Here is a 24,324-nt window from a genome sequence, read left to right as displayed (position 1 = left end):
GAACTAAACCAAGGGTTTCTCGAACGGCTCGACAGTAGCGCAGTCGCCGCTGTCGCGATAAGTGTAGCCGCGTTGATAGTCGGCGCGGCCGGTGGACTTGCGGATTGGGTCCGGCTGGGTGAAGGCTTGCAATAACTGTACGCGGACCTGTTCCACGGAGGCTTGGCCGGGAAGATGGCAGGTGTCGGCGGTCATGTCGGGAATCGTTCTAGTTATGGGCGATTACTGGACATTAGCGCGTCGGCACGGAATTGCAAACCCGCGACTTGTGCTGCGACAAGCAGGTGCCTTAGGCGACGTTTTCGCCGCGGCTCCAATCGCTATCGGTGGCGGCATACAGAATACTGGTGATTTCCGGCTTGCACGAACCGCAGTTGGTGCCGCAGCCGAGTATTTCTCCGAGGTGCTCCACCGAATCGATACCGCGGTCGATCGCCTCCTCGATCTGCTGTCGCGATACCTGCATGCAGCTGCACACTATCTGCGCCCCCGGTGCGATATTGTGCAGCAGCTGTGCTGGCTGCGCGGGCAATGGTTGCACCAGGTGTTCCTCCAGTGCGCGCCGGTCTGGCAGCGTGCGCCAGTCGCTGCCGGCAAAAACCAGCAGTTCCAGTTGGTGTGTGTGTGCCAGCCAGCGTTGCCCCGTCAGCAATTGCAGATCCTGCCAGTGTGGGCGGGTTTGGCTCTCCGCCAGGAGATAGTCCCCCAGCGCGCGTCCGTCCAGCGCGTGACGCAATGCCAGCTCGTAGCGGTAGCCGCCTTCGCACGGCACGCGATACCAGTGCACCAGATGGGCCTGTTGCTCTAGCAGCCACTGTTGCATGAGCCCGGCAGCCGCTTCCCGGCACAGCAGTGTCGCATAGCCTGCGACTGACAGCGGCCGCAGGCTCACCGGCAACTGCTTGAATTCGGGCTGGCCGGAATGGGGATCGATCACCGGCTCGGCGAGGGCGCTGACGCGACTGTTTTGCGCCAGCGTTTCACTCCAGTGAATGGGGGCGAAGAGTTCCCCGGGCTTTTGCGCCCCAGTCAGCGCTGCGCGACCGCACATCTGTCCGCGCGCGCTGCGCAGCTCGAGTAGCTGGCCGTCCTCGATGCCGTAGTCGGCCGCATCTGCCGGGTTGAGTTGAATCTCCGGCATCTCGCTGTGATCTAGCAGCTTCCGTGCACGACCGCTGCGCGTCATCGTATGCCACTGGTCGCGCAGCCGGCCGCTGTTCAGCCACAGTGGAAATTGATCGCTGCGCCGCTGTAGCGGTGTACTCGGCTGTACCGGTACGAAATGCGCGCGACCGCTCTGGGTATAAAATCTGCCGTCGCCAAACAGTCGCTGGCTGCCGTCCGGGTTTTCTCTGTTGATGGGCCACTGCCGCGGCCGCAGCGCGTCGTATTCGCGTCGGCTGATGTCGGCCAGCGCCGAGATATCGAAAGCGCGGTTGCCGCGGTTTTCAAATCCGGACAGCGCGGCGTGCTCGCGGAAGATCTCCGCCGGGTGCGCGTAGGAAAAGTGCTCGCCGTAACCGAGGCGTGTGGCGAGATCGCAGATGATTTCCCAGTCGTGGCGCGTCTCGCCCGGTGATGCCAGAAACGCGCGTTGCCGCGAGATGCGCCGCTCGGAATTGGTCACGGTGCCGTTCTTCTCACCCCAGGTCGTCGCCGGCAGCAGCAGGTCGGCACAGCGGGCGGTATCCGTATCGGCGACACAGTCGGAGACGACCACCAGCGGGCACTTTTGCAGTGCCGCGGCCACCCGGTCGGCGTCGGGCATACTGACCGCCGGGTTGGTGGCCATGATCCAGATGGCCTTGATCTGACCGCTCTCCACCGCCCGGAAAAGATCCACCGCCTTCAGCCCGGGTTTTAACGCGACAGAGTTCGAGCGCCAGAAGCGGCTCAGGCGGTCCACATTCTCGGTGGTGAAGTCCATATGCGCGGCCAGCATGTTCGCGAGGCCGCCCACTTCACGCCCACCCATCGCATTGGGCTGCCCGGTGATCGAAAAGGGGCCGCAGCCGGGTTTGCCGATGCGCCCGGTGGCCAGGTGGCAATTGATGATCGCGTTGTTCTTGTCGGTACCACTGCTGGACTGGTTGATGCCCTGTGAGTAAAAGCTGACGGTCTTTTCCGTGGCGGCGAACAATTGAAAGAATTCCCGCAGCTGCGCCACCGGGATACCGCAGGCGGCGGCAGTCTGCTGCAGTGACCAGTCGCGCGCCTGCCTCGTCGCCGCGGTAAAATTCTGCGTGTATTGGTCGATAAACCCCTGGTCCAGCTCGCCCTGTTCGATCAGGTAATTGAGCAGGCCGCTGAACAGCGCCGCGTCGCTACCCGGAGTGATTGCCAGGTGCAGATCGGCCATCGCGCTGGTAGCGCTGGCGCGGGGATCGATGACTACCAGTTTGGTACCGGCCGCCTGCATGCGCTGGAACAGGATCGGGTGTGTCCAGGCGGCATTGGAACCGACCAATACCACCAGGTCCGCCAGTTCCAGGTCTTCGTAACAGCAGGGTACCGCATCGGCGCCGAAGGCGCGCTTGTAAGCGGCCACGGCCGACGACATACAAAGACGCGAATTGGTATCCACGTTGCCGCTGCCGATAAACCCCTTCATCAGCTTGTTGGCAACGTAGTAGTCCTCCGTCAGCAACTGGCCCGACAAATAAAAGGCGACCGAATGCGGACCGTACTCGTCGATCGTACGGCGGAATTCGCCGGCCATGAAATCCATGGCGGTATCCCAGTCGCACTCCCGTCCGTGCAGCCGCGGTCGCAGCAGGCGCCCGCGCTCACCGAGGGTGTCCGCCAGGGCGGAACCCTTGACGCAGAGCCGGCCGAAATTGGCCGGGTGCGTCGTGTCACCGGCAACGGTCACCAGATCCTCGGCGCCGCGATTTGCTACCGTGGCCGACACCCCGCAGCCGACACCGCAATAGGGGCAGGTGGTGCACGACCGGTGTGCGCGAAAGGTTTCGCTGATGGTCATTGTCAGGATTTATCTACGGCAATGCAGACGGTTTCGCCGTCGAAGGCAACCGGGTAGACATCGAGCCTGATACTCTCGTCTTCCACGCAGACGCCGTCACTGAGGCGAAAATGGTGCTTGTACAGCGGCGAGGAAACCGTCAGCTCACCGTCGAGCTCGGCGACCAAACCGCGGGCGATAACACCCGCCTGCGCAAGCGGGTCCCAGTTGTCCACGGCATACAGCTGTGTCTCCTGGCCCGGAATAAAAAACAGGGCGACACTTTTTTTCTCTGCACTCCCTGCAAAGGCATCGCCCACAAGGGCACACACCCCGGAATCGGCAACCAGATCTGATCGCTGGCAGATCGGCAGCCACTGGGTGCGGGTTATGGCAACTTGATTCATGGTTTGCTCCTGAAAATTGATTGCTGTATTCAAGCGGTTCATGCCGGCTCGGCAATGCGGACTATCTCTTCCTGTCGTGCCGGTCGCGGTTGACTGCGTTCCTCGACAAAGACGATCTTTTCATCCGCTTCATCGCTGTTGACGAACTGGCGGAAACGCTTGAGCATTTCCGGATCGTTGATCGCGGTCTTCCACTCGCACTGGTAGGTGCCGACCACATTGGCCATCTGTGCTTCCAGTTCCGCACCAATCCCCAGCTTGTCGTCGATGATGACTTCGCGCAGATAATCGAGACCGCCGTCGAGGTTCTCTAGCCATACCGACGTGCGCTGCAGCTTGTCCGCGGTGCGCACATAGAACATCAAGAAGCGATCGATGTACTTGATCAGTGTTTCGTCGTCGATGTCCGTCGCGAACAGGTCGGCGTGGCGCGGACGCATGCCGCCGTTGCCGCAGACGAACAGGTTCCAGCCCTTTTCGGTGGCGATTACGCCCACATCCTTGCTCTGCGCCTCGGCGCATTCACGGGTGCAGCCGGAAACCGCCATCTTGATCTTGTGCGGCGAGCGCAGCCCCTTGTAGCGATTCTCGATGGCCAGCGCCATGGCTACGCTGTCCTGTACGCCGAAGCGGCACCAGGTGCTGCCGACACAGGACTTCACCGTGCGCAGGGACTTGCCGTAGGCGTGGCCGGTCTCGAAGCCGGCGTCGATCAACTCGCGCCAGATTTCCGGCAGCTGTTCCAGACGTGCGCCGAACAGGTCGACGCGCTGGCCGCCGGTAATCTTGGTGTAGAGGTTGTATTTCTTGGCCACCTGGCCGAGCACGATCAGCCTGTCCGGCGTTATCTCGCCGCCGGGTACCCGCGGCACCACCGAGTAACTGCCGTTCTTCTGCATGTTGGCCATAAAGGTATCGTTGGTATCCTGCAGACCCACATGCGGTTTCTTGTGAATGTGTTCGTTCCACAGGGAGGCGAGAATCGAGGCCACTGTTGGCTTGCAGATTTCACAGCCGCGGCCGCTGCCGTGTTTTTCCAGCAGCTCGCCAAAGGTCGTTATCTCTTCCACCTGTGCGATGTGGAACAGCTCCTGGCGGGTGAACGGGAAGTGGGCGCACAGGTGGTTGTTGACCTCCACACCCAGTGCCGCGAGCTCCTCGTCGACGACATTTTTCAGCAGCGCCGCACAGCCGCCGCAGCCGGTGGAGGCCTTGGTGGAGTCCTTCACCTCGGCCAGCGAGCAACAGCCGCCGGCGACGGCATCGACAATCTGCCCCTTGCTGACGTTGTGGCAGGAACAGATGGTGGCGGTAGCCGGCAGTGCGCCGGCACCGAGCGCCGGTGCGGCGCCTTCGGCGGTGGGCAATATCAGTTGCTCCGGGTGTTCCGGCAAGTCGATATCGTTCAGGTGGTATTGCAGCAGCTGATCGTAGTCGCCGGTGTCGCCCACCAGCACTGCGCCGAGCAGTTTCTTGCCGTCGGCATCGGTGATCATGCGCTTGTACACGCCGCTCTGTTCGTCGACAAAGGTAATCGCCGCGGCGCCCTCCGCGCGGCCGTGCGCATCCCCGATGGATCCCACCTGTACGCCGAGCAGTTTCAGCTTGGTGCTCATGTCGGCGCCGGTAAAGCTTGAGGACTCGCCGCACAGCTGTGCCACCGCGGTGCGGGCCATGGTATAGCCGGGGGCAACCAGGCCGAAGATGCGGTTGTCATAGAGGGCACACTCGCCGATGGCGAAAATGTTTGCATCGGACGTGCGGCAGGATTCATCGATGACGATACCGCCGCGTTCGCCGATCGCGAGCCCCGCAGTTCTGGCAAGCTTGTCCTCGGGGCGGATGCCGGCGGAGAACACGATCAGATCGGTCAGCAGTTCCCGCTCGCCCTTGAAGCACATGCGCAGGCGGCCATCCACTTCCTCGATCAGTTCGGTGGCGGTGCTGGTGTGGACGGTGACGCCCAGGTCCTGAATCTTGTTCTGCAGCAATTCGGAGCCACCGGCATCCAGCTGCACCGACATCAAACCCGGGGCGAACTCCACTACATGGGCTTCCAATCCCAGCGCCTTAAGCGCGTTGGCCGCTTCCAGGCCGAGCAGGCCGCCGCCGACAACCACGCCGGAGCGGGCGCCGCTGGCGGCCGCGCGAATCGCATCCAGGTCTTCGATGGTGCGGTAGACGAAACACTTCTCGTGTTGGTGACCCGGGATCGGCGGCACAAACGGATAGGAGCCGGTGGCGAGTATCAGGCGGTCGTAGTCTGTTACGATGCCGCTGGCGGATGTCACCGTCCTGTTGTCGCGGTCAATCTCCACGGCAGCGTCATTCAGCTGTATTTCAAAACCCCATTGCCGGTATTGCTCGATCTTGCCCATCGCCAGATCGTCGGCGGAGCGTCCACCAAAGTATTCCGACAGGTGCACCCGGTCGTAGGCGGGTCTGGGTTCGGCACAGAAGACGATGACCTCGAACGCTTCACGCTCCGGGCGCGCCGCTAGCTGTTCGAGAAAATGGTGGCCGACCATGCCGTTGCCGATGACGACCAGTTTTTGCTTAACGCTTGCTTCAGTCATTTGAGTTCCTGCCGTATCTCGTTCTGTGTGATCGGCAGGGAGGGGCGGGGCGATGTGGCACGGGCGCCTCCTCTTCTGCCGAAGAGTCCAGGCGCCGTTGCCTCGCTTGGGGATAAATTGTGTTGGTACAAAAATCTATTCAAACTCTGTGCCAACCGCTATTTGCCCGCAGTTACAGCGGTAGGCGGCAGGCCCGCAGGATTCTGCTGCGGCAATTTGGTGCGCTTTAATTGGTCGCGCCCCCTGTTGGTGCTTTACGTTTGGTTATTTGCGGGCGGCAGGATTACAGGAAATGCAGCAGGTGGCTGAGCAGTAGTAACAGCGCCACGAGTTGCCAGAACAGCAGCGGATTGCGCTCCATCATCGGCTGCTGGTGTCTGCGCAAAAATTCCGGCCTGGGTGTCTGCAGGTCCCGCACAAATTCCGATAGCGCCGGATAGCGGTTTCTGGGGTCGGGGGCGCAGGCCTTTTGCAGTGCCGCATCTATCCAGTCGGGAATATCATCCCGGTACTGACAGGCGCTGACGTAGCGAAGACCGGCATAGCTTTTCAACTGGTAGTGGCGGCTGCCGAAGCGCTCGCGATAGGGGTAGTGGCCGGTCAGCAGTTCGTAGGCGATCACGCCGAGGGAGAAAATGTCGGCGCGGTGGCTGGGACTGTCACCGAAGAAATATTCCGGCGCGGCGTAATTTTTACTGCCGGGCGGGGCATCGTGGCTGAGCAGCTGCCGCTCGCGCAGGCCGGGTCCGTCGGCGCCGCCCAGATCGATCAGTTTCAGGCGCCCGTCAGCGCCGACCATGATGTTTTCCGGTTTCAGGTCACCGTGCACGATTTCCATTCTCTGCAGGCGGCGCAGGCCACTGACCAGCTGGCCGATCATTTCGCGAACCTGTTGTACCGATGGCGCCGGGTGCAGCTGCATCCATTGTCGCAGGTTCTGGCCGTCGACGTATTCGAATACATGATAGAGAAACTGCCGCTTGGGGTCGGGCGGAAATATCTTGATGATGCCGGGGTGGTCCAGGCGGCGACCGGTCCATTCCTCGGCAATAAAGCGCTCTATATAGGCGGGGTCATCGCAGAAGTTGATCGACGGTGTCTTGAGTACACGCAGCTCGTCGGTTTCCATGTCCCGCGCCAGGTACAACTGACTGCGGCTGCTCGCGTGCAGCTCCTGCAGAATCAGGTAACCGTCCATCCTGTTACCGGGGCTCAGGTCCGGCGGAAAAGGCAGATGTCGATTGTGATTTAGCAGGTCGTCATCGCTCGGCATCGCGACGCTCTGAACCCTGCAGACCGCTGCGCTAAGGTTGTCGGTCGAAGCACAGGACATGGCCGCATCGACGAGTGCCTGGGCCGCGGCGTCGCCGCTGTCGGTCAGTATGTCAGTGATCATTTCCGGCGGCAGGTAGTCGTGCACACCATCGCTGCAGATCAGGTAGATATCGCCGGGACGCAGTGCCTCGCAGCGGTAGTCCACTTCCACATGGGCATCCATGCCCAGCGCGCGGCTGAGGAAAGTTCGGCCGGGCCCCAGCGTACGGCTGTGATCGCGGGTCAGGCACTCGAGCCGGCCGTCGCGCCAGCGATAAATGCGCGAGTCACCGATATGGATCAGGTGTGCGCTGCTGCCCTTGAAGATTGCGGCGGAAAAAGTGGTGAGCCAGCTCTGTCGGATCTCTCCGCCGCCACCCTGGCGGTAGAGCCAGCTGTTCAGGGAGTGCAGTACCCGTGCCGCCGCCTGCTTTACCGACCAGGTTTCCGGGGTGCTGTAGTAATCGGACAGAAAGCCACTGATTGCAGCGCGCGCGGCCTCGCCGCCGGCCTCGGCGCTGGCGACACCATCGGCCACTGCCGCCAGGGCGCCCCGGCGGTACAGCTCGGTGTCGTGCGGATTGCAGATCGCGCAGGCGTCGTCGTTGTGTCGGCGACGGCCGGCCGTCGATGCGCTGCAGAATGCGAGTGCATCACCGCGGCCGGCCGCCGGCTCGCCCGCCAATCGGCGAGCGACTGTTTCAGACTCAGGCGACATCGATCAGCGACACGCTGCCATCCGGCAACACCTCGGCCATCTGGCCCTCAGGCTCTTCCAGCATCAACAGTGCGACGAAGCCGAGCACGGCAGTAGCGGCGATGACGAGGAAGAAGGTCTGATAGGAAACCATACTCAGCACTGTCAGGTAGAACACGGCCCCGACATTGCCGTAGGCGCCGGTCATACCGGCAATCTGTCCGGTCAGGCGACGTTTGATCAGCGGCACCACGGCGAACACGGCGCCTTCACCGGCCTGTACGAAGAAGGAGCAGGCCATCGCCGCGCCGACGGCGAGATACAGCGGCCACTGGGCGTCGATCAGGCTCATGCTGAAGTAGCCGACTGCCAGGCCCGCGGTCAGGATCAGCAGCGTGGGTTTGCGTCCGCAGCGGTCGCTGATCAGGCCGCCCGCCGGTCGCGACATCAGGTTCATAAAGGCGTAGGCGGAACCGAGCAGGCCGGCTTTGACCGGATCCAGTGTAAAGGTTTCGGAAAAAAACAGCGGCAGCATGGAGACCACCGCCAGTTCGGAGCCAAAGGTGGCGAAATAAAGCAGGTTCAGCACCGCGACCTGTTTGAACTTGTAGCGGTGAATCGGCGCGGGCGGGTTACTGAACATCTCGCGGTTGATGCTGAAGGTTTTTTTCGCATCCAGAAGGTAGAGCAACACGAGCCCGGAATAAATTACCGCGGCCCAGAAGCCGGAAATAATGCCAACACCGGCGGACAGCTTCCAGGTCAGCAGCGCCAGTGCCGCATACATTGGTACTTTCATGATCAACAGCAGCACGAAATCCCCCGGACTGGTGACTTCCATCGCGCCGATTTTTTTCGGCTTGAAGTAGGTGGAGCCCTTGGGGGTGTCGGTGACGGAGGCGTAGTAGATAAAGCTGTAGACCAGCGCGAATACACCGGTGAGACCGATGGCATAACGCCAGCCGTCTTCGCCGCCGAACAGCAGCGCAATGGTGGGCAGGCTCATGGCGGCGGCGGCGGAACCGAAGTTACCCCAGCCGCCGTAAATGCCCTCGGCGGTACCCAGCTGCCTGGCCGGAAACCATTCGGACACCATGCGAATGCCGACGACAAAGCCGGCACCGATAAAGCCGAGCAGGAAGCGACCCAGCGCGGCCTGCGCAAAATTGTCGGCGAGGGCGAAGATAAAGCAGGGAACGCTGCCGACTGCGAGCAGCAGTGAGTAGGTCAGCCGCGGGCCGTACTTGTCGGTCAACATACCGATGACAATACGTGCGGGTATCGTCAGCGCCACGTTCAGGATCAACAGTGTCTTCACCTGGTCTTTCGTTAACGACAGGCTGTCGGCAATCGCCATCAGCAGCGGTGCGTGGTTGAACCAGGCAAAGAAGGTAATGAAGAAGGCCACCCAGGTCAGGTGGAGTACTTTGATTTTCCCGCGGAAGGAAAACAGGTTCAGGCTATCACTGGACATGCGCATTTCCTGTTGTTGGTGTATTGCCGCGGGCACAAAAAAAGCCCACGGGTACGGCCTGATGGCCGCTGCCGGTGGACTTCGTTGTCCGTATGCTCGAACGGGCGAACACTGGATTCGCCGCTACGGATTCGCCGGTAGACAGGCTACTGCATAACGAATCTTTCTTTTCAGTAAAAGCTATTCAATTAATGTGCCACTATTTCTGTCGCTGCAGAAATTCCACCGTCTGCTGGTGCAGGTCGCCGCGAAAAGCCTGCTCGGCGCCTTCGGTGACCGGCGAAAAATCGCCGCATTGTTCCAGCAACTGTCGGGCTTTTTCTGTGGTCGGGCGGCCTTGATCGCTGTCGCTGTGGGCGAAGAGGTGCCAGCCAGGATTCGCCGCCGCTTCTGCTCCCTGGTAGCGGTACAGTTGATCGCTGAGCGATGGTGTCAGCAGTTCCTGCGGCAGATCCAGGTATTCCTGCCGTGCCAGCAGTGCGGTGGCATCGCGGCGCTGACTACGATCCGCCAGCCAGTTGCAGGCCTGCAACAGTGCGGCGCGCAGGGCCAGGTGGGCGGCCGGGTTTGCGTGGTGCCAACTCGCGGTGACGGCCAGTACTTTTTCCGGCATGGCCGGCAACAGGTTGTTACAGGGCGTGGCGATGACGCCGATACCTCGTTGCGCGGCCAGCGTGTTCCACGGCTCGCCCACGCAGTAACCGTCTATGTCGCCGCGGTGCAGGCTATCCACCATCTGTTCCGGCGGCAGCACCAGGATTTGCAGGTCGCGGTCGGGATCTATCCTGGCCGCGCGCAGCCAGTGGCGCAGCTGCAGTGTGTGACTGGAAAAGGGGTAGACGGTGGCGAGCCGGATCGGAACTTCATTGCCCCTGTTGCGGATGTAGTTTCTCAGGGCACGGCCGACGGCTGCGGCATCGCAGTCTTCAGCCGCTAGCGATAGCTTGCTGTACAGGGAGGTGCCCAGGGTAATCGCATTGCCGTTGCAGCTGAGAATGAGTCCGCTGAGCAGCTTTTCGCTGCACTGGGGCAAGGTCTGCGCGATCGTCAGTGGCATGGGCGCGAGCATGGCGGCGGCGTCGGCGGCACCGCCGATCAGCTTGTCACGCAGCGTCGCCCAGGAAGTCTCCCGTTGTAGCTTTACGTTGAGACCGAAACGGGTAAAAAAACCCAGTTCCTGCGCAACGATGAGCGGCGCGCTGTCGGTCAGGCGCAGATAGAGCAATTTGATACGGTTTTTTTCCGGTCTCAGGGGCGTGGACATACTCGGCTCAGTTTCCGGGGTGAAAGAGGTGGATGATCTGTTCCGCTACGGCGCGCATGGTGGTATTGCTGTTCATGGCGAGATTGCGCAGTGTCTTGTGCGCGTCTTCCTCGCTGAGATTTTTCTTGGCCATCAATAGTCCCTTGGCCCGTTCGACGGCTTTGCGCTCATCCAGTTGCTGCTGGGTGCGCTCCAGGGATAGGCGCAATTGTTGGTAGCTGCGAAACTGGGCCATGGCGATTTCGATGGCTGGTGCCACCCGCTCAGCGGTCAGACCCTCCGCCATATAGGCGCTGACGCCGGACTGGACGGCACGGGTGATGAAGTCGGCGTTGCCGCGCGCGGAGAACATGGCCACCGGGGTGGGGGCCTGGCGGTTGATGACGGCGAGGCTCTCGAGGATGTCGCGATCCGGCGACTCGATATCGATCAGCACGATATCCGGCCGATACTTTTCCACCTGGTACAGCAGGCCCTCGGCGCTGTTCAGTTGCGCCAGCAGGTTGTAGCCGGCCGCACGCAAGCGCTCACACACCATTTGCGCGCGCTGGGGCTGGTCGTCGACAAGCATGATGTCGAGGGTTCTATTCATTGCTCTGCTGAAATCTGATTGTTGCGATTGCGCGCGGAGACAAAAAAGCCCGGCCCACTCGTCGGTGCAGCCGGGCTTCTTTGCCAATACAAATTAGTAATCAAGACTTGTGCCAATTGGGCAAATACCGTGCCCAACCGGTCTGTCTTGTAGCTGTTTATCAGGTTAGCTGTCACTAGTCGCACTGTTGTGGTGCAAGACTTTGGTTTGGAGGCCAAATTTGGTGCGCTGTTGTACCGTCGAGCCTGGAGATAGCGATCTCAGTGACTTAAGGATTATTTGACGAGAGGAGCGCAGTAGGACTTCCTGGCGCGCTTTTCTTTTTTTGTGCGAAATATCTGGCTTTGCTGAGATTGCAGCCCGCCATGAACTGCTCACCCTTATCGTTAGTTTGTGGGTATCGTTTGCAGGACTCTCTTCACTGGCTACCTGACGAGTCAGTCACTCCACCTAGAATCGATTCAATGCGCACCCATCGCTGAGTGTCAGGTCCTGTCCAGGCTTGTGCGCATATTGGTGATAAATGGACATTCCGTTTTTTAGGTTTGGCATTCAGTACCCGGCAGCAATTAAAACGGACGGCGGTAGGAGTTCATTGGGAAAGCGCAGGCCAACTTCATTTGACCGGAAGCTTCAGTCAGCCTATCAAAAAGTTACAGCTACAATTTGCGCGCTTATTTTTTTATCCCTTTCAGGTTTGATAGCTTGCATAAGCTGTAAAATTTTTTGTTTTTTTAAAGCCCGATATAAACAAGACTAATCACCGCTATCAGTCTGCACCTCTTTTCATCACTGCGCTGTAGGTTTACACTCACTTCTTTTGCCAATTGGTCAGACCAATAAAAATAATTGAGGTAGATGTAGCAGTAAATCCATAACAGCAATTGTGAGGGAGCAAAGCGGTGATCATAGCCATACCGAGAGAGACCGCACCGGGGGAGGCGCGGGTAGCGGCAACTCCCGAGAGCGTGAAACGTTTGCGCGATCTGGGATTTTCCGTCGCGGTGGAAAAAGGGGCGGGGGCGCAGGCCAGCTTTAATGACGAGGCCTATGTCGAAGCTGGAGCCGAAATCCGCGACGATATCAAACAATGCCTCGATGGTGCTGGTCTGGTGCTGAAAGTGCAGGCCCCCAGCGACGAAGAGCTGGAGCTGATTCCCGAGGGCGTGACACTGGTGGCCTTCCTCAAGCCGGCACAGAATGCCGACCTGTTAAAGAAACTCGCCGACAAGAAAATTAATGCCCTGGCAGTGGAGTCAGTCCCGCGAATTTCCCGCGCGCAGAAAATGGACGCACTCAGCTCCATGGCCAATATTGCCGGTTATCGCGCGGTCATCGAGGCGGCACATAATTTTGGCCGTTTCTTTACTGGCCAGATTACTGCAGCGGGCAAGATACCGCCGGCCAAGGTGCTGGTGATCGGCGCCGGTGTTGCCGGGCTGTCCGCTATCGGCACCGCCAAGGGCATGGGCGCCGTGGTGCGAGCCTTCGATACCCGCGCCGAGGTACGTGAACAAGTTGAGTCCATGGGCGCGGAATTCCTCACGGTGGAAATCGAGGAGGAGGGTTCCGGCACCGGCGGTTATGCCAAGGAGATGTCGAAGGAATTCATCGACGCAGAAATGGCACTGTTCCGCGAGCAGGCCAAGGACGTGGATATCGTTATCACGACCGCGCTGATTCCCGGCAAGCCGGCGCCGAAGTTGTGGCTCGCGGATATGGTGGACAGCATGGCCGAGGGCTCGGTTGTGGTGGATCTGGCCGCGGAAATGGGTGGCAACTGCGACTACACGGTAGCCGATGAGAAAGTGGTCAAGAGCGGCGTGACCATTATCGGTTACACCAACCTGCCCAGCCGCGCGGCCACCCAGTCTTCCAGATTGTATGCAACTAATCTGGTGCACCTGCTCAGCGAACTGGCGCCAGAGAAAAACGGCGAGATCGATATCAACTTCGACGACGAAGTGATTCGCGGTGCGACCGTGGTCAAAGAGGGGGAAATTACCTGGCCGCCGCCCCCGCCCAAGATTTCCGCACAGCCGAAGCCGGCAGCGGAAAAGAAAGCCGAGTCGTCCGCGGTCGTCGAAGAAAAGCCCGCGAAGAAAAAATCGCCCTTGTCGTTCCTGTTGTTCTGGCTGGTGGCCGGTGGGCTATTGCTGTGGCTCGGCAAGGTGGCACCACCGGATTTTGTCTCCCACTTCACCGTATTCGTACTGGCGATCTTTGTCGGCTGGCAGGTGATCTGGAACGTAACCCACGCGCTGCACACGCCGCTGATGAGTGTAACCAATGCGATTTCCGGCATCGTCATCGTCGGTGCACTGCTGCAGGTCGGCGCTACCGGTTCTGGCCTGGTGACACTGCTCGCCTTTGTCGCGGTGCTGGTGGCCAGTATCAATATTTTCGGTGGGTTTTTTGTTACCTATCGAATGCTGAAAATGTTTCGTCGCTAGGGGAGGAGAACAGCAATGAACGGTATGATTTCCATGGCTTACCTCTTTTCCGCGGTGATGTTCATCCTGAGCCTCGGTGGATTGTCCAGCCACGAAACGGCGCGGCGCGGCAATATCTACGGCATGGTCGGCATGGCCGTGGCCATTATTGCCACCATCGCCGGTATCGTCGCCGGCGCCTACTGGATGGTCGCCATCGCGATGGCGGTGGGCGCGGTAGTGGGTCTGTCGCTGGCCAAGCGTGTGGCGATGGCGCAGATGCCGCAGATGGTAGCGCTGCTGCACAGCTTTGTCGGTCTCGCTGCGGTACTGATCGGCTGGGGCGGCTTTCTCGATCCGCGGGTGTCGCTCACCGGTGCCGAGCACATAGTGCACAATACCGAGATCTATCTCGGCATATTTATCGGTGCCATTACGCTGACCGGTTCCGTGATTGCGTTTGGCAAGCTGCAGGGGCTGATCTCCGGCAAGCCGCTGATGCTGCCCGCGCGGCACTGGCTGAACCTGGCGGCGATCCTGGCCTGTGTGGTGCTGGGCGCGCTGTTTATTCCCGCCGACCTGAACGCTGGTACCGTGATCAACCTGCTGATCATGACCTCCATCGCGCTGCTGCTCGGTATTCACCTGATTGCGGCGATCGGCGGCGCCGATATGCCGGTGGTGATCTCGATGCTGAACAGCTACTCCGGCTGGGCCGCGGCCGCGACCGGTTTTATGCTCAGCAACGACCTGCTGATCGTGGTCGGTGCCTTGGTGGGCTCCTCGGGTGCGATCCTCAGCTACATAATGTGTCGCGGCATGAACCGCTCCTTTATCAGTGTGATCCTCGGCGGTTTCGGTTCCGACGGCGGTGAGGTCGCGGAGGGCGAGATCGACGGCGAAGTGGTGGCCACCAACTTCGATGAGATGGCGGCGGATCTGGAAGCTGCGGACAGCATCATCATCGTGCCGGGCTTCGGCATGGCCGTGGCCCACGCCCAGCAGGCGGTCAGCGACCTGACCGACAAGCTGCGCAAGATGGGCAAGACGGTGCGCTTCGGCATCCACCCGGTGGCTGGTCGGCTGCCCGGGCATATGAACGTGCTGCTGGCGGAAGCCAACGTGCCCTACGACATAGTGCTGGAAATGGACGAGATCAACGGCGATTTCCCGCAAACAGACCTGGCCCTGGTGATTGGCGCCAACGATACCGTCAACCCCGATGCGGTGGAGAAACCCGGTTCCCCGATCGCCGGCATGCCGGTGCTGGAAGTATGGAAGGCGGGCAAGGTGGTGATCCTGAAGCGCTCCATGGCTTCCGGCTATGCCGGCGTAGCCAACCCGCTGTTCTACAAGGAAAATGCGCGGATGTTGTTTGGCGATGCCAAGGAGAGCCTCCAGAGCGTGTTGGGCAAGCTGAGCGGCTAGCGACTTAGCTGCTCGCTTGACTCCGGCGGCGGTGGTAATCTCCGGGGCTTCGACAAAGAATAAAAAATGGAGCTCGAAGTCATGGGGGCATACTGCCGTCGCCTTATTCTTGCCGCCTGTCTCTCACTCGGGGCTGTCGCACTGTCTGCCTGCGGTGGCGGAGGCGATGGCGGCGACAATTCGGGCAATAACCTCACCAGTAGCGGCGATTCCGGTAGCGGCACAGCCTCCGATAGCTGGGAGCCCGGCAATTTCCTGCCCGCATCAACCTTCGCCAACCAGTGCGTATCCCCGCGCAGTGGTACCAATCCCGCCACCGGCAGTGCCTATGTCGACCGGCAGGGAACGCGGCTGGACGAGAATAACTGGCTACGCTCGATGAGCAATGACCTCTATCTGTGGTACGGCGAGATCGAGGACAAGAATCCGGCCGAGTTCGATGATTCCATTGAATATTTCGATCAGTTGAAAACCTTCGAGCTGACCGTGTCGGGCAGGGAGAAGGATCGTTTTCACTATGCGATCCCGACCAGTGAATGGCAGTCGCAGACGCAGTCCGGCGTCTATGTCGGCTACGGTTTTCAGTGGGCCCTGATCGAGGCCACGCCACCGCGCAAGGCTGTAATCGCCTATACCGATAACGAAGACGGGGCAGGACTGCCGCCCGGTATCGGGCGCGGTGCGGAAGTATTAGCGGTCGACGGTGTCGATGTGGCTTACGGCGAGGATGTCGATACGCTGAACGACGGCATGTGGCCGTCCACGGAGGGAGAGACGCACATCTTCGAGATGTTGCCGCTCGGTGCCTCGGAACCGATCACCGTCGAGCTAACCGCACGGGCGGTGACCTCAGATCCGGTGCAGAATGTTTCGGTGCTGGATGCGGCCATGGGTCGCAAGGTCGGCTACATGCTATTCAACGACCATATCGCCACTGCCGAACCGGCACTGATCGAGGCCGTCCAGCAGCTGAAAGCGGAGGGCATCGACGATCTGGTACTGGATATCCGCTACAACGGCGGTGGCTATCTGGATATCGCCAGTGAACTCGCCTATATGATCGCCGGTGACGTGACCCTCGGGCGCGTGTTCGAACAGATGACCTTTAACGACCAGCACCCGGAAACAAACCCGGTAACCGGGGAGCCGCTGGATCCTACCCCGTTCCACAACGAGACCCTGGGGATTGGCAATGTGCAGCCGGGTGTGGCATTGCCAACCCTGAACCTGCCGCGCCTGTTCGTTCTCACCGGTAACAACACCTGCTCCGCCAGTGAGGCGATTATCAACAGCCTGCGCGGCGTGGATGTCGAGGTGGTCCAGATAGGTGCGACGACCTGCGGCAAGCCCTACGGTTTCTACGCGCTGGACAACTGTGGCACCACCTATCTGACGATTCAGTTCAAGGGCGTCAATGCCAAGGACTTCGGCGATTACGCCGATGGCTTCAGGCCCAACGGCAGCTACGGCACGGCGGCCGATCTGCCAGGCTGCGCCATCGCCGACGACTTTACCCGTCTGCTCGGTGATGAGAACGAGGCCCGGCTGTCCACGGCAATCAATTATATAGAGAGCGGCAGTTGCGGCGATGTGCCCGCCAGCGGCTATACCTATTCCCAGGTCGGGGCGCGTCTGTCCGCTGCCAGCGGCAGTGTGCCGAAGGAGCCGTGGCGCAGTAACCGGATAATGGTGAGGTAACCATGAAGCTGGCAGATTTAATGTGCCTGATTGCTCCCCTGGTGTTGCTAACGGCCTGTGGCTCGCAGCCGGCCCACGGTGATCCGCGCCCGGCGCTGCTGGCCGAGCCGGGCCCGGAGGTCCGCGCGGAACTGCAGCAGCTGGTCTCCGAGGCGATGCACGGGGTGCCGGTGACGCTGGCCGCGGACGCGCTGACCAAAGAGAGCGTGTTGGTTGTTGAGCGCAAGCCGCAGCAACCCCGCCTCAGCGGTCGGGAGTTCGGGCAGCCGGTCAAGTTTCAGCTGATGCTGGATGAAGAGGCCTGTTGGCTGGTGCGTCTGTCGGATGGGGAGCGCTGGGCGCTGCGCAAAGCGACTTGTCGGCCGGAGGTTAGCGAGTCGTAGAAGGGAGAGCGGCCGTCGGGCCGCTCCTAATTCGCAGTTACCGCAGCAAATTCGACAGTCTCGGATCCGGCTTCTGCGCCTGGCGGTAGATCAGGGCGATTTTGCCGATCTCCTGGATCAGCTCGGCACCGGATTTCTCGCACAGCTCTGCGATCACCTGGTGGCGCAGTTCGCGGTCGGCCACCATCAATTTGACCTTGATCAGCTCGTGATCTTCCAGCGCTCGGTTCAGTTCCTCCAGCACGCCTTCGGTCAGTCCCTTGCCGGCGACGGTCACCACCGGCTTGAGGTTGTGGCCCAGGGTGCGCAAGGCTTTTTTGCGGTCGGCGGTTAAAGGCATACAATACTCCATTACCACTAGGTAGATTTCGATGCACGAGCGGCCCATGGCCGCGATCGGTCCCGGGTTCTCAGTGACCCTCGATCGCGGCCATGGGCCGCTCCTGCAAAAGCTGTTGTGATTTTTAGGCATTGTACCCGATGGGCCGATCGAAGAGCAGCCACCGCTGGCTGCGTGAACATTTTAACGACCAGTACGTCAAACAGTCCCAGAAAGAGGGCTACCGTTCCCGTGCCAGCTACAAGCTGCAGGAACTGCAGACCAAGGACCGCCTGATCAAGCCGGGCATGACCGTGGTCGATCTGGGCGCGGCGCCCGGCGGCTGGTCGCAGGTGGCTGCGGAACTGGTTGGTCACAAGGGGCGCGTGCTGGCTTCGGACATATTGCCGATGGACCCGCTGGCCGGTGTCGAGTTCGTGCAGGGCGACTTCACCGAGGAATCTGTGCTCAACGAACTGCTGCAGCGGCTCGGCGAGGACAAGGCGGACCTTGTGATTTCCGATATGGCCCCCAATATGAGTGGTATACGCGACGTCGATCAGCCCGCCTCCATGTATCTGGTGGAGCTGGCGGTGGATATGGCGCGCCAGGTGCTGAAACCCGGCGGCGCTTTCGTTGCCAAAGTATTCCAGGGTGAGGGTTTCGATGAGCTGATTCGCGACCTGCGCGGCAGCTATAACAGCGTGGTGACCCGCAAGCCCGGTGCATCCAGGCCCCGCTCCCGCGAGGTCTATGTGGTGGCGCGGGGCTTCAAAGGCTGATCCTGGCCATTTCTGGCCGCAGCCCCTGATATGGTATAAGCGTACCTGCGCCGGGGGCGCGGAGGCAGATGCCTGCGTGCCTATACTGGTGTGAATGCCTGGTGTGGATGGATTTTGAAAGTGAGTGCTAAAGCGAGAGGGCTATCCCTTTGAACGATATGGCAAAGAACCTTGTACTGTGGTTGATCATCGCAGCGGTGCTGTTGATGGTGTTCCAGAACTTCAAGCCGCAGTCACGGGATGAGGCTCTCAGCTATTCCGACTTCGTACAGGATGTGCAGTCGGGCCAGATAAAGAGCGTGCTTGTGGACGGCCTGGTCATCACCGGCGAGAAGGCCGATGGCAGCCGCTTCAAGACCATTCAGCCGCAGATCATCGACGACGAGCTCACCAACGAGCTGGTGCGCAGCAATGTGCAGTTTGTCGGCCGCGAGCCGGAGTCTCCCAGCATCTGGCAGCAGCTGTTGGTGGCCAGCTTCCCGATCCTGATCATTATCGCGGTGTTCATGTTCTTCATGCGCCAGATGCAGGGCGGCGCCGGTGGCCGCTCCGGCCCGATGGCGTTCGGTAAGAGCAAGGCGCGCCTGTTGGGCGAGGATCAGATCAAGACCACCTTTGCCGACGTGGCCGGGGTGGATGAGGCCAAGGAAGAGGTACAGGAGCTGGTGGAGTTCCTGCGCGATCCATCGAAATTCCAGCGCCTGGGCGGCAATATCCCCCGCGGCGTGCTGATGTGCGGCCCGCCCGGCACCGGTAAGACGCTGCTGGCGAAGGCCATTGCCGGCGAGGCCAAGGTGCCTTTCTTCTCTATTTCCGGTTCTGACTTCGTCGAGATGTTCGTCGGCGTGGGTGCGTCCCGTGTGCGCGACATGTTCGAGCAGGCCAAGAAGCAGGCCCCCTGTATCATCTTTATCGACGAGATCGATGCGGTCGGTCGCCACCGCGGCGCCGGTGTCGGCGGCGGTCACGACGAGCGCGAGCAGACCCTGAACCAGCTGCTGGTGGAAATGGACGGTTTCGAAGGCAATGAGGGCGTGATCGTCATCGCCGCCACCAACCGCCCGGACGTACTCGACCACGCACTGTTGCGCCCGGGTCGTTTCGACCGCCAGGTGTTCGTCGGCCTGCCGGATATCCGCGGCCGCGAGCAGATCCTCAAGGTACATATGCGCAAGGTGCCGCTGGACGACAAGGTGAACGCGCAGACCATCGCCCGCGGTACACCCGGCTTCTCCGGTGCCGACCTGGCCAACCTGGTCAACGAGGCGGCGCTGTTTGCCGCGCGCGCCAACAAGCGCACCGTGACCATGGAAGAGTTCGAGCGCGCCCGCGACAAGATCATGATGGGCGCCGAGCGCAAGTCCATGGTCATGAACGAGAAGGAAAAGGTGAATACCGCCTATCACGAGGCGGGTCACGCGATTATCGGTCGCCTGGTGCCGGAACACGATCCGGTGCACAAGGTCACCATCATTCCACGCGGCCGCGCGCTGGGGGTGACGCAGTTCCTGCCGGAAGAGGACAAGTACAGCCTGTCCAAGCGCGCCATCGAGTCGCAGCTGTGCTCCCTGTTCGGCGGCCGTATCGCCGAGGAGATGACCTTGGGGTTAGATGGTGTGACCACCGGCGCCTCCAACGATATCGAGCGGGCCACCGAGCTGGCGCGCAATATGGTCACCAAGTGGGGCCTGTCCGAAAAACTGGGCCCGCTGCACTACGGTGAGGACGAGAGCGGTCAGCCCGGTCAGGGCAATCCGGTGTCCGGCAATACCTCCAACGAGATCGATACCGAGGTGCGCCGTATTATCGACAGCTGTTATGACCGCGCGCGCCAGCTGCTGGAGGAGAATCGCGATATCCTCGAGGCGATGAAAGACGCGTTGATGGAATACGAGACGCTGGACGCGGAGCAGGTCGATGACCTGATGGCGCGACGCAAGGTGCGCCCACCGCGGGACTGGCACGATAACAACTTCGGTTCCGGTGGCAGCAGTTCCACCGGGGATAGCGACAGCGGCCAAACCGCCGAAGAAGCGGACAAGGGCAACCCGGTTGGCGGACCGCTGAACGGACACTGATCCCAAGATGTTGAATGCGGACAACCCGGCCGGCGGCCGGCTTGTCCGCATTTGTCTTTCTCGAATTCCTGAATTCTTATGAAACTCACCTGTGGCATAAACACCCTCGACCTCAGCCGACCGGTCGTGATGGGTATCCTTAATACCACGCCGGACTCCTTCTCCGATGGCGGCAGCTACTATGCCGGCGGCGCGCTGAACCTGGACCTGGCACTCAAGCGCGCGGAGCAGATGTTGCGCGAAGGCGCGGCGATCATCGACGTGGGCGGCGAGTCCACCAGGCCCGGCGCTGCGCCGGTGTCGGAGCAGGAAGAGCTGGATCGGGTGGTGCCGGTGGTGGAGGCGATCAGCGCCAACCTCGACGCCGTTATCTCGGTCGACACCAGTACCGCTTCGGTCATTTCGGCGTCTGCTGCCGCCGGAGCCGGGCTGATTAACGACGTGCGCGCGCTGGAGCGTCCGGGGGCGCTCGAGGCTGCTGCCGATTCCGGTCTGCCCATTTGCCTGATGCATATGCAGGGGCAGCCCGGCAGTATGCAGCAGGCGCCGCACTACGACGATGTGGTGGCGGAAGTGGGTGCTTACCTGCGCGAGCGGATGCGCACCTGCGAAGAGGCGGGCATTGATCGGGCGCGGCTGATACTCGATCCGGGCTTCGGGTTCGGCAAGACCGATGAACACAATCTGGCCCTGCTGAGGAGCCTGGCGCAGCTGGCGCCATCGGATATCCCGCTGCTCGCCGGCCTGTCGCGCAAGTCCATGGTCGGGCGCCTGCTGCGGCGCGAGGTGGACGAGCGTCTGCCCGGCAGCCTCGCGCTGGCGATGCTGGCGGCCCAGCGCGGTGCCAAAATCCTGCGTGTGCACGATGTCGCCGCGACGGTGGATGTGTTGAACATGCAGCAGCTAGTGGATAACCCGGACAGTTAGCGACGCCAATAGTGGGGCAGTGGGCGCCCGTGCTATTGATTCATGTCCAATTGGAAAAAATAACAGCAGTACAGCAGAGAAGATTTATGGCGAGACAATATTTCGGCACCGATGGAATCCGCGGCCGTGTGGGTGAGGGGGCAATCACTCCGGACTTTATGTTGCGTCTCGGTTACGCCGCCGGCAAGGTGCTAGGGCAGATGGCCGGCGGCAAGCGCTCCGGGCGCCGCAGCATCCTGATCGGCAAGGATACCCGCGTGTCCGGTTATATGTTCGAGGCGGCCCTCGAGGCGGGACTGATCAACGCCGGTGTCGATGTGGGCCTGCTCGGTCCCATGCCGACTCCGGCCATCGCCTACCTGACACGCACCTTCCACGCCCAGGCGGGCATCGTGATCAGCGCCTCTCACAACCCCTATCAGGACAACGGCATCAAGTTTTTCAGTGCCGAGGGCAGCAAACTGCCGGACCACGTAGAGCACGAGATTGAAGCGGCGTTGGACCTGCCGATGACCACGTCGGCCGACCTTGGCAAGGCCTGGCGTATCGATGACGCCGCCGCGCGCTATATCGAATTCTGCAAGGCCTCCACGCCCTGGGGCTTCTCCCTGGAGGGGCTGAAAATAGTATTGGACTGCGCCAATGGCGCCACCTACCACATAGCGCCCAAGGTATTCCGCGAGCTGGGCGCCGAGGTGACGGCGATCGGTGTCAGCCCCGACGGGCTGAACATCAACCTGGAGTGCGGCTCCACCAAGCCGCAGCTGCTGCAGCAGGCGGTGCTGGAGCAGGGCGCCGACCTGGGTATTGCCTTCGACGGCGACGGCGACCGGGTACTGTTTGTCGACAAGCGCGGTGAGCTGATAGACGGCGACCAGCTGCTGTTCATGATCGCCATGCACCGCCAGCAATTCCTCGGCGGTTGCAATGGCGTCGTCGGTACGCTGATGAGCAACTACGGCTTCGAGTTGGCATTGCGCGAGCGCCAGATTCCGTTCGAGCGTGCCAAGGTTGGCGACCGCTATGTGCTGGAGAAGATGCACGCCAATGGCTGGAGCCTCGGTGGCGAGTCTTCCGGGCATATTATCTGCGCCGACGCGACCACCACCGGCGACGGCATCGTCTCGGCGCTGCAGGTGTTGCGCGCGGTGTGCGATTTCGATGAGCCCTTGCACGAGCTGAAGGCGCGCATGAAAATGCTGCCCCAGCACATGATCAACGTGCGTCTGGCCCACCGCGACGGGGTGCTGGACCACGCGGACGTAAAGGCGGCGGTCAGTGAGGCGGAGGCGCAGCTGGCCGACAGCGGTCGCGTATTGCTGCGGCCGTCCGGTACCGAGCCGCTGATTCGGGTCATGGTTGAAGGCCGCGACAGCGCCCAGGTGGAGCAACTGGCGCAGCAGATATCCACGGTCGTCGAGAGAGTCGGCAACAGCTGAGTTCCCGGGCCTGCCCAGGCGGCGGATTTGCCGCCGGCTGACGGTCCAACAGGTCGCAGATTTCCGGTTGTATGTTGGCGGCAATATCGCTAAGATTTGCGCCCCTTGAAGGAGCACACATGCGTACACCGCTGGTAGCAGCTAATTGGAAAATGAACGGCAGCCGCGAGTTTGCCGAGCAGTTTTTCACCGCGCTCGATGTGAAAGGCGCGGGTTGTACGGTGGTCATCTGCCCGCCCTACCCCTACCTGCCGCTGGTTGCAGAGAAGGCCGGGGATGACATAGCGGTAGGGGCGCAGAATCTCAGTCAGGAAGCCTCCGGCGCCTTTACCGGCGAGGTTTCTGCAGCGATGCTGCTGGACTGGAAAGTAGATTACGCGATTGTGGGCCACTCGGAACGCCGCAGTCTCTACGGAGAGGGCAGTGAGCTGGTGGCGCGCAAGTTTGTCGCCGCGCAGGCCGCCGGCCTGATTCCGATCCTGTGTGTGGGTGAAACCCTGCAGGAGCGTGAAGACGGGCGCGCCCTCGATGTGATCGCCGCACAGTTGCAGGCGGTTAAAGATGCCGCCGAAGGCGATATCTGGGATCGCGCGGTTATCGCCTATGAGCCGGTATGGGCCATAGGTACCGGCAAGACGGCGACTCCGGAGCAGGCGCAAGAAGTGCACCGGTTCATTCGCGAGAATCTGGGCGAGAGCGGGGCTGCGGTACAGATCTTGTACGGCGGCAGCGTAAAGGCTGCCAATGCCGAAGCGCTGTTCGCCCAGGCGGATATCGACGGCGCCCTGGTTGGCGGAGCGTCCCTGGACGCGGAAGAGTTCGCCAGAATCTGTCGCGCGGCCGGCTAGTGGTTGGCCTGTCGAGATAGAAAATACTGAATAACGGGTTCGCGGAACCCAGGTAGAGAGTTTCCAGAAAATGGAAAAGTTGGTTTTAGTTGTACACGTCCTGACCGCGCTCAGCATCATCGGCCTGATCCTGTTGCAGCAGGGTAAAGGTGCGGAAGCTGGCGCATCCTTCGGTGCGGGTGCGTCCCAGACGGTATTTGGCAGTCAGGGCAGTGGTAATTTCTTTTCGCGCTTGACAGCGATCATGGCAACCGTATTCTTCGTCACCAGCCTAGGCCTGGCACTGCTGGCCAAGCAGGGTGCGGAAGCGGACGTCGATGCAGACCTGCCCCAGGTGCCGGCAGCTGTCGAGCAGCCCGCTCCGAGCGAGTTGCCGGAAATCGACAGCGATATCCCGCAGCTGGATGCACAGCCGGAAGCGAGTGACGTGCCGGAGGCTCCCGCAGCGGAAGCCCCGGCAGCCGAAACAGAATCAGAGGTTCCCGCAGAAGAAGGTGGGGACGAAGAGCAGCAGTAACAGTTCGTTAAAGTTTTTGCCCAGGTGGTGGAATTGGTAGACACGCTATCTTGAGGGGGTAGTGAGCATAGCTCGTGCGGGTTCAAGTCCCGCCCTGGGCACCATCTTCAGGCACTCGCGCAAGCGAGTGCCTTTTTTTATGTCCCAGATTCGCACTGTGGATCCACAAGTGCCGGACCGGTGTGCA

General features: G+C 61.1%; 19 protein-coding genes and 1 tRNA gene. 11 read left to right on the top strand and 9 right to left on the bottom strand.

Annotated elements, in window-relative coordinates:
* Window positions 1-3 precede the first annotated feature (3 nt).
* From BLW36_RS07735 to BLW36_RS07700, 8 genes are all read right to left on the bottom strand, one after another.
* The gene (locus BLW36_RS07735; RefSeq protein WP_091386718.1) at window positions 4-195 is read right to left on the bottom strand and encodes a hypothetical protein; all 192 of its coding nucleotides are present in this window, start codon (window positions 193-195) and stop codon (window positions 4-6) included.
* A 94-nt stretch (window positions 196-289) separates the two neighbouring features.
* Window positions 290-2,983, bottom strand: coding sequence for a nitrate reductase (locus BLW36_RS07730; RefSeq protein WP_091386716.1), 2,694 nt, complete (start codon window positions 2,981-2,983; stop codon window positions 290-292).
* Between the two features lie 2 nt (window positions 2,984-2,985).
* Complete coding sequence (gene nirD, locus BLW36_RS07725; RefSeq protein ID WP_211567148.1) at window positions 2,986-3,369, bottom strand: nitrite reductase small subunit NirD; 384 nt, start codon at window positions 3,367-3,369, stop codon at window positions 2,986-2,988.
* A gap of 38 nt (window positions 3,370-3,407) precedes the next feature.
* Complete coding sequence (gene nirB / locus BLW36_RS07720; RefSeq protein WP_091386712.1) at window positions 3,408-5,945, bottom strand: nitrite reductase large subunit NirB; 2,538 nt, start codon at window positions 5,943-5,945, stop codon at window positions 3,408-3,410.
* A gap of 283 nt (window positions 5,946-6,228) precedes the next feature.
* Window positions 6,229-7,944, bottom strand: a complete 1,716-nt coding sequence (locus BLW36_RS07715) for a bifunctional protein-serine/threonine kinase/phosphatase (protein WP_244506169.1) — start codon at window positions 7,942-7,944, stop codon at window positions 6,229-6,231.
* Between the two features lie 22 nt (window positions 7,945-7,966).
* Complete coding sequence (locus BLW36_RS07710; RefSeq protein ID WP_091386709.1) at window positions 7,967-9,430, bottom strand: NarK family nitrate/nitrite MFS transporter; 1,464 nt, start codon at window positions 9,428-9,430, stop codon at window positions 7,967-7,969.
* A gap of 199 nt (window positions 9,431-9,629) precedes the next feature.
* On the bottom strand, window positions 9,630-10,694 hold the full coding sequence (locus BLW36_RS07705; RefSeq protein WP_091386708.1) for a CmpA/NrtA family ABC transporter substrate-binding protein: 1,065 nt from the start codon (window positions 10,692-10,694) through the stop codon (window positions 9,630-9,632).
* Between the two features lie 7 nt (window positions 10,695-10,701).
* Complete coding sequence (locus tag BLW36_RS07700) at window positions 10,702-11,286, bottom strand: ANTAR domain-containing response regulator (protein WP_244506168.1); 585 nt, start codon at window positions 11,284-11,286, stop codon at window positions 10,702-10,704.
* Between the two features lie 902 nt (window positions 11,287-12,188).
* On the opposite strand from BLW36_RS07700, the gene BLW36_RS07695 reads away from it, so the two are divergent.
* From BLW36_RS07695 to BLW36_RS07680, 4 genes are all read left to right on the top strand, one after another.
* Entirely contained in the window at window positions 12,189-13,739 is a 1,551-nt protein-coding gene (locus BLW36_RS07695) for a Re/Si-specific NAD(P)(+) transhydrogenase subunit alpha (protein ID WP_091386704.1), read from the top strand.
* Between the two features lie 15 nt (window positions 13,740-13,754).
* On the top strand, window positions 13,755-15,146 hold the full coding sequence (gene pntB / locus BLW36_RS07690) for a Re/Si-specific NAD(P)(+) transhydrogenase subunit beta (protein WP_091386702.1): 1,392 nt from the start codon (window positions 13,755-13,757) through the stop codon (window positions 15,144-15,146).
* Between the two features lie 66 nt (window positions 15,147-15,212).
* A complete protein-coding gene (locus tag BLW36_RS07685) occupies window positions 15,213-16,844 on the top strand; it encodes a S41 family peptidase (RefSeq protein WP_244506167.1) in 1,632 nt (543 codons plus the stop codon).
* Window positions 16,845-16,846: 2 nt separating this feature from the next.
* Window positions 16,847-17,227, top strand: coding sequence for a hypothetical protein (locus tag BLW36_RS07680; RefSeq protein ID WP_091386700.1), 381 nt, complete (start codon window positions 16,847-16,849; stop codon window positions 17,225-17,227).
* A gap of 37 nt (window positions 17,228-17,264) precedes the next feature.
* On the opposite strand, the gene BLW36_RS07675 is transcribed toward BLW36_RS07680, so the two are convergent.
* A complete protein-coding gene (locus tag BLW36_RS07675) occupies window positions 17,265-17,567 on the bottom strand; it encodes a YhbY family RNA-binding protein (RefSeq protein ID WP_091386698.1) in 303 nt (100 codons plus the stop codon).
* A 140-nt stretch (window positions 17,568-17,707) separates the two neighbouring features.
* On the opposite strand from BLW36_RS07675, the gene rlmE reads away from it, so the two are divergent.
* The 7 genes from rlmE (at window position 17,708) to BLW36_RS07640 (ending at window position 24,241) form a co-directional block, all read left to right on the top strand.
* Window positions 17,708-18,328, top strand: coding sequence for a 23S rRNA (uridine(2552)-2'-O)-methyltransferase RlmE (gene rlmE / locus BLW36_RS07670; RefSeq protein WP_091386696.1), 621 nt, complete (start codon window positions 17,708-17,710; stop codon window positions 18,326-18,328).
* A 158-nt stretch (window positions 18,329-18,486) separates the two neighbouring features.
* Window positions 18,487-20,406 (top strand): ATP-dependent zinc metalloprotease FtsH, encoded by a 1,920-nt coding sequence (gene ftsH, locus BLW36_RS07665; protein ID WP_091387060.1) that lies wholly within the window; start codon window positions 18,487-18,489, stop codon window positions 20,404-20,406.
* A gap of 78 nt (window positions 20,407-20,484) precedes the next feature.
* Window positions 20,485-21,333 carry a dihydropteroate synthase gene (folP, locus tag BLW36_RS07660; protein WP_091386694.1) on the top strand — a complete coding sequence of 283 codons (849 nt, stop codon included), beginning with the start codon at window positions 20,485-20,487 and terminating at the stop codon, window positions 21,331-21,333.
* An 86-nt stretch (window positions 21,334-21,419) separates the two neighbouring features.
* Complete coding sequence (gene glmM, locus BLW36_RS07655) at window positions 21,420-22,772, top strand: phosphoglucosamine mutase (protein WP_091386692.1); 1,353 nt, start codon at window positions 21,420-21,422, stop codon at window positions 22,770-22,772.
* 119 nt (window positions 22,773-22,891) lie between these two features.
* Window positions 22,892-23,620, top strand: a complete 729-nt coding sequence (gene tpiA / locus BLW36_RS07650; RefSeq protein WP_091386690.1) for a triose-phosphate isomerase — start codon at window positions 22,892-22,894, stop codon at window positions 23,618-23,620.
* A 70-nt stretch (window positions 23,621-23,690) separates the two neighbouring features.
* Window positions 23,691-24,137, top strand: a complete 447-nt coding sequence (gene secG / locus BLW36_RS07645; protein WP_091386688.1) for a preprotein translocase subunit SecG — start codon at window positions 23,691-23,693, stop codon at window positions 24,135-24,137.
* Between the two features lie 18 nt (window positions 24,138-24,155).
* Window positions 24,156-24,241: transfer RNA gene (locus BLW36_RS07640), tRNA-Leu, on the top strand.
* The last annotated feature ends 83 nt before the right edge of the window (window positions 24,242-24,324 follow it).

Source organism: Microbulbifer marinus (assembly GCF_900107725.1).
GTDB classification, from domain to species: Bacteria; Pseudomonadota; Gammaproteobacteria; order Pseudomonadales; family Cellvibrionaceae; genus Microbulbifer; species Microbulbifer marinus.
The sequence above is the reverse complement of the archived record's forward strand: the minus strand, read 5'-3'. Positions and strand labels throughout refer to the sequence as shown.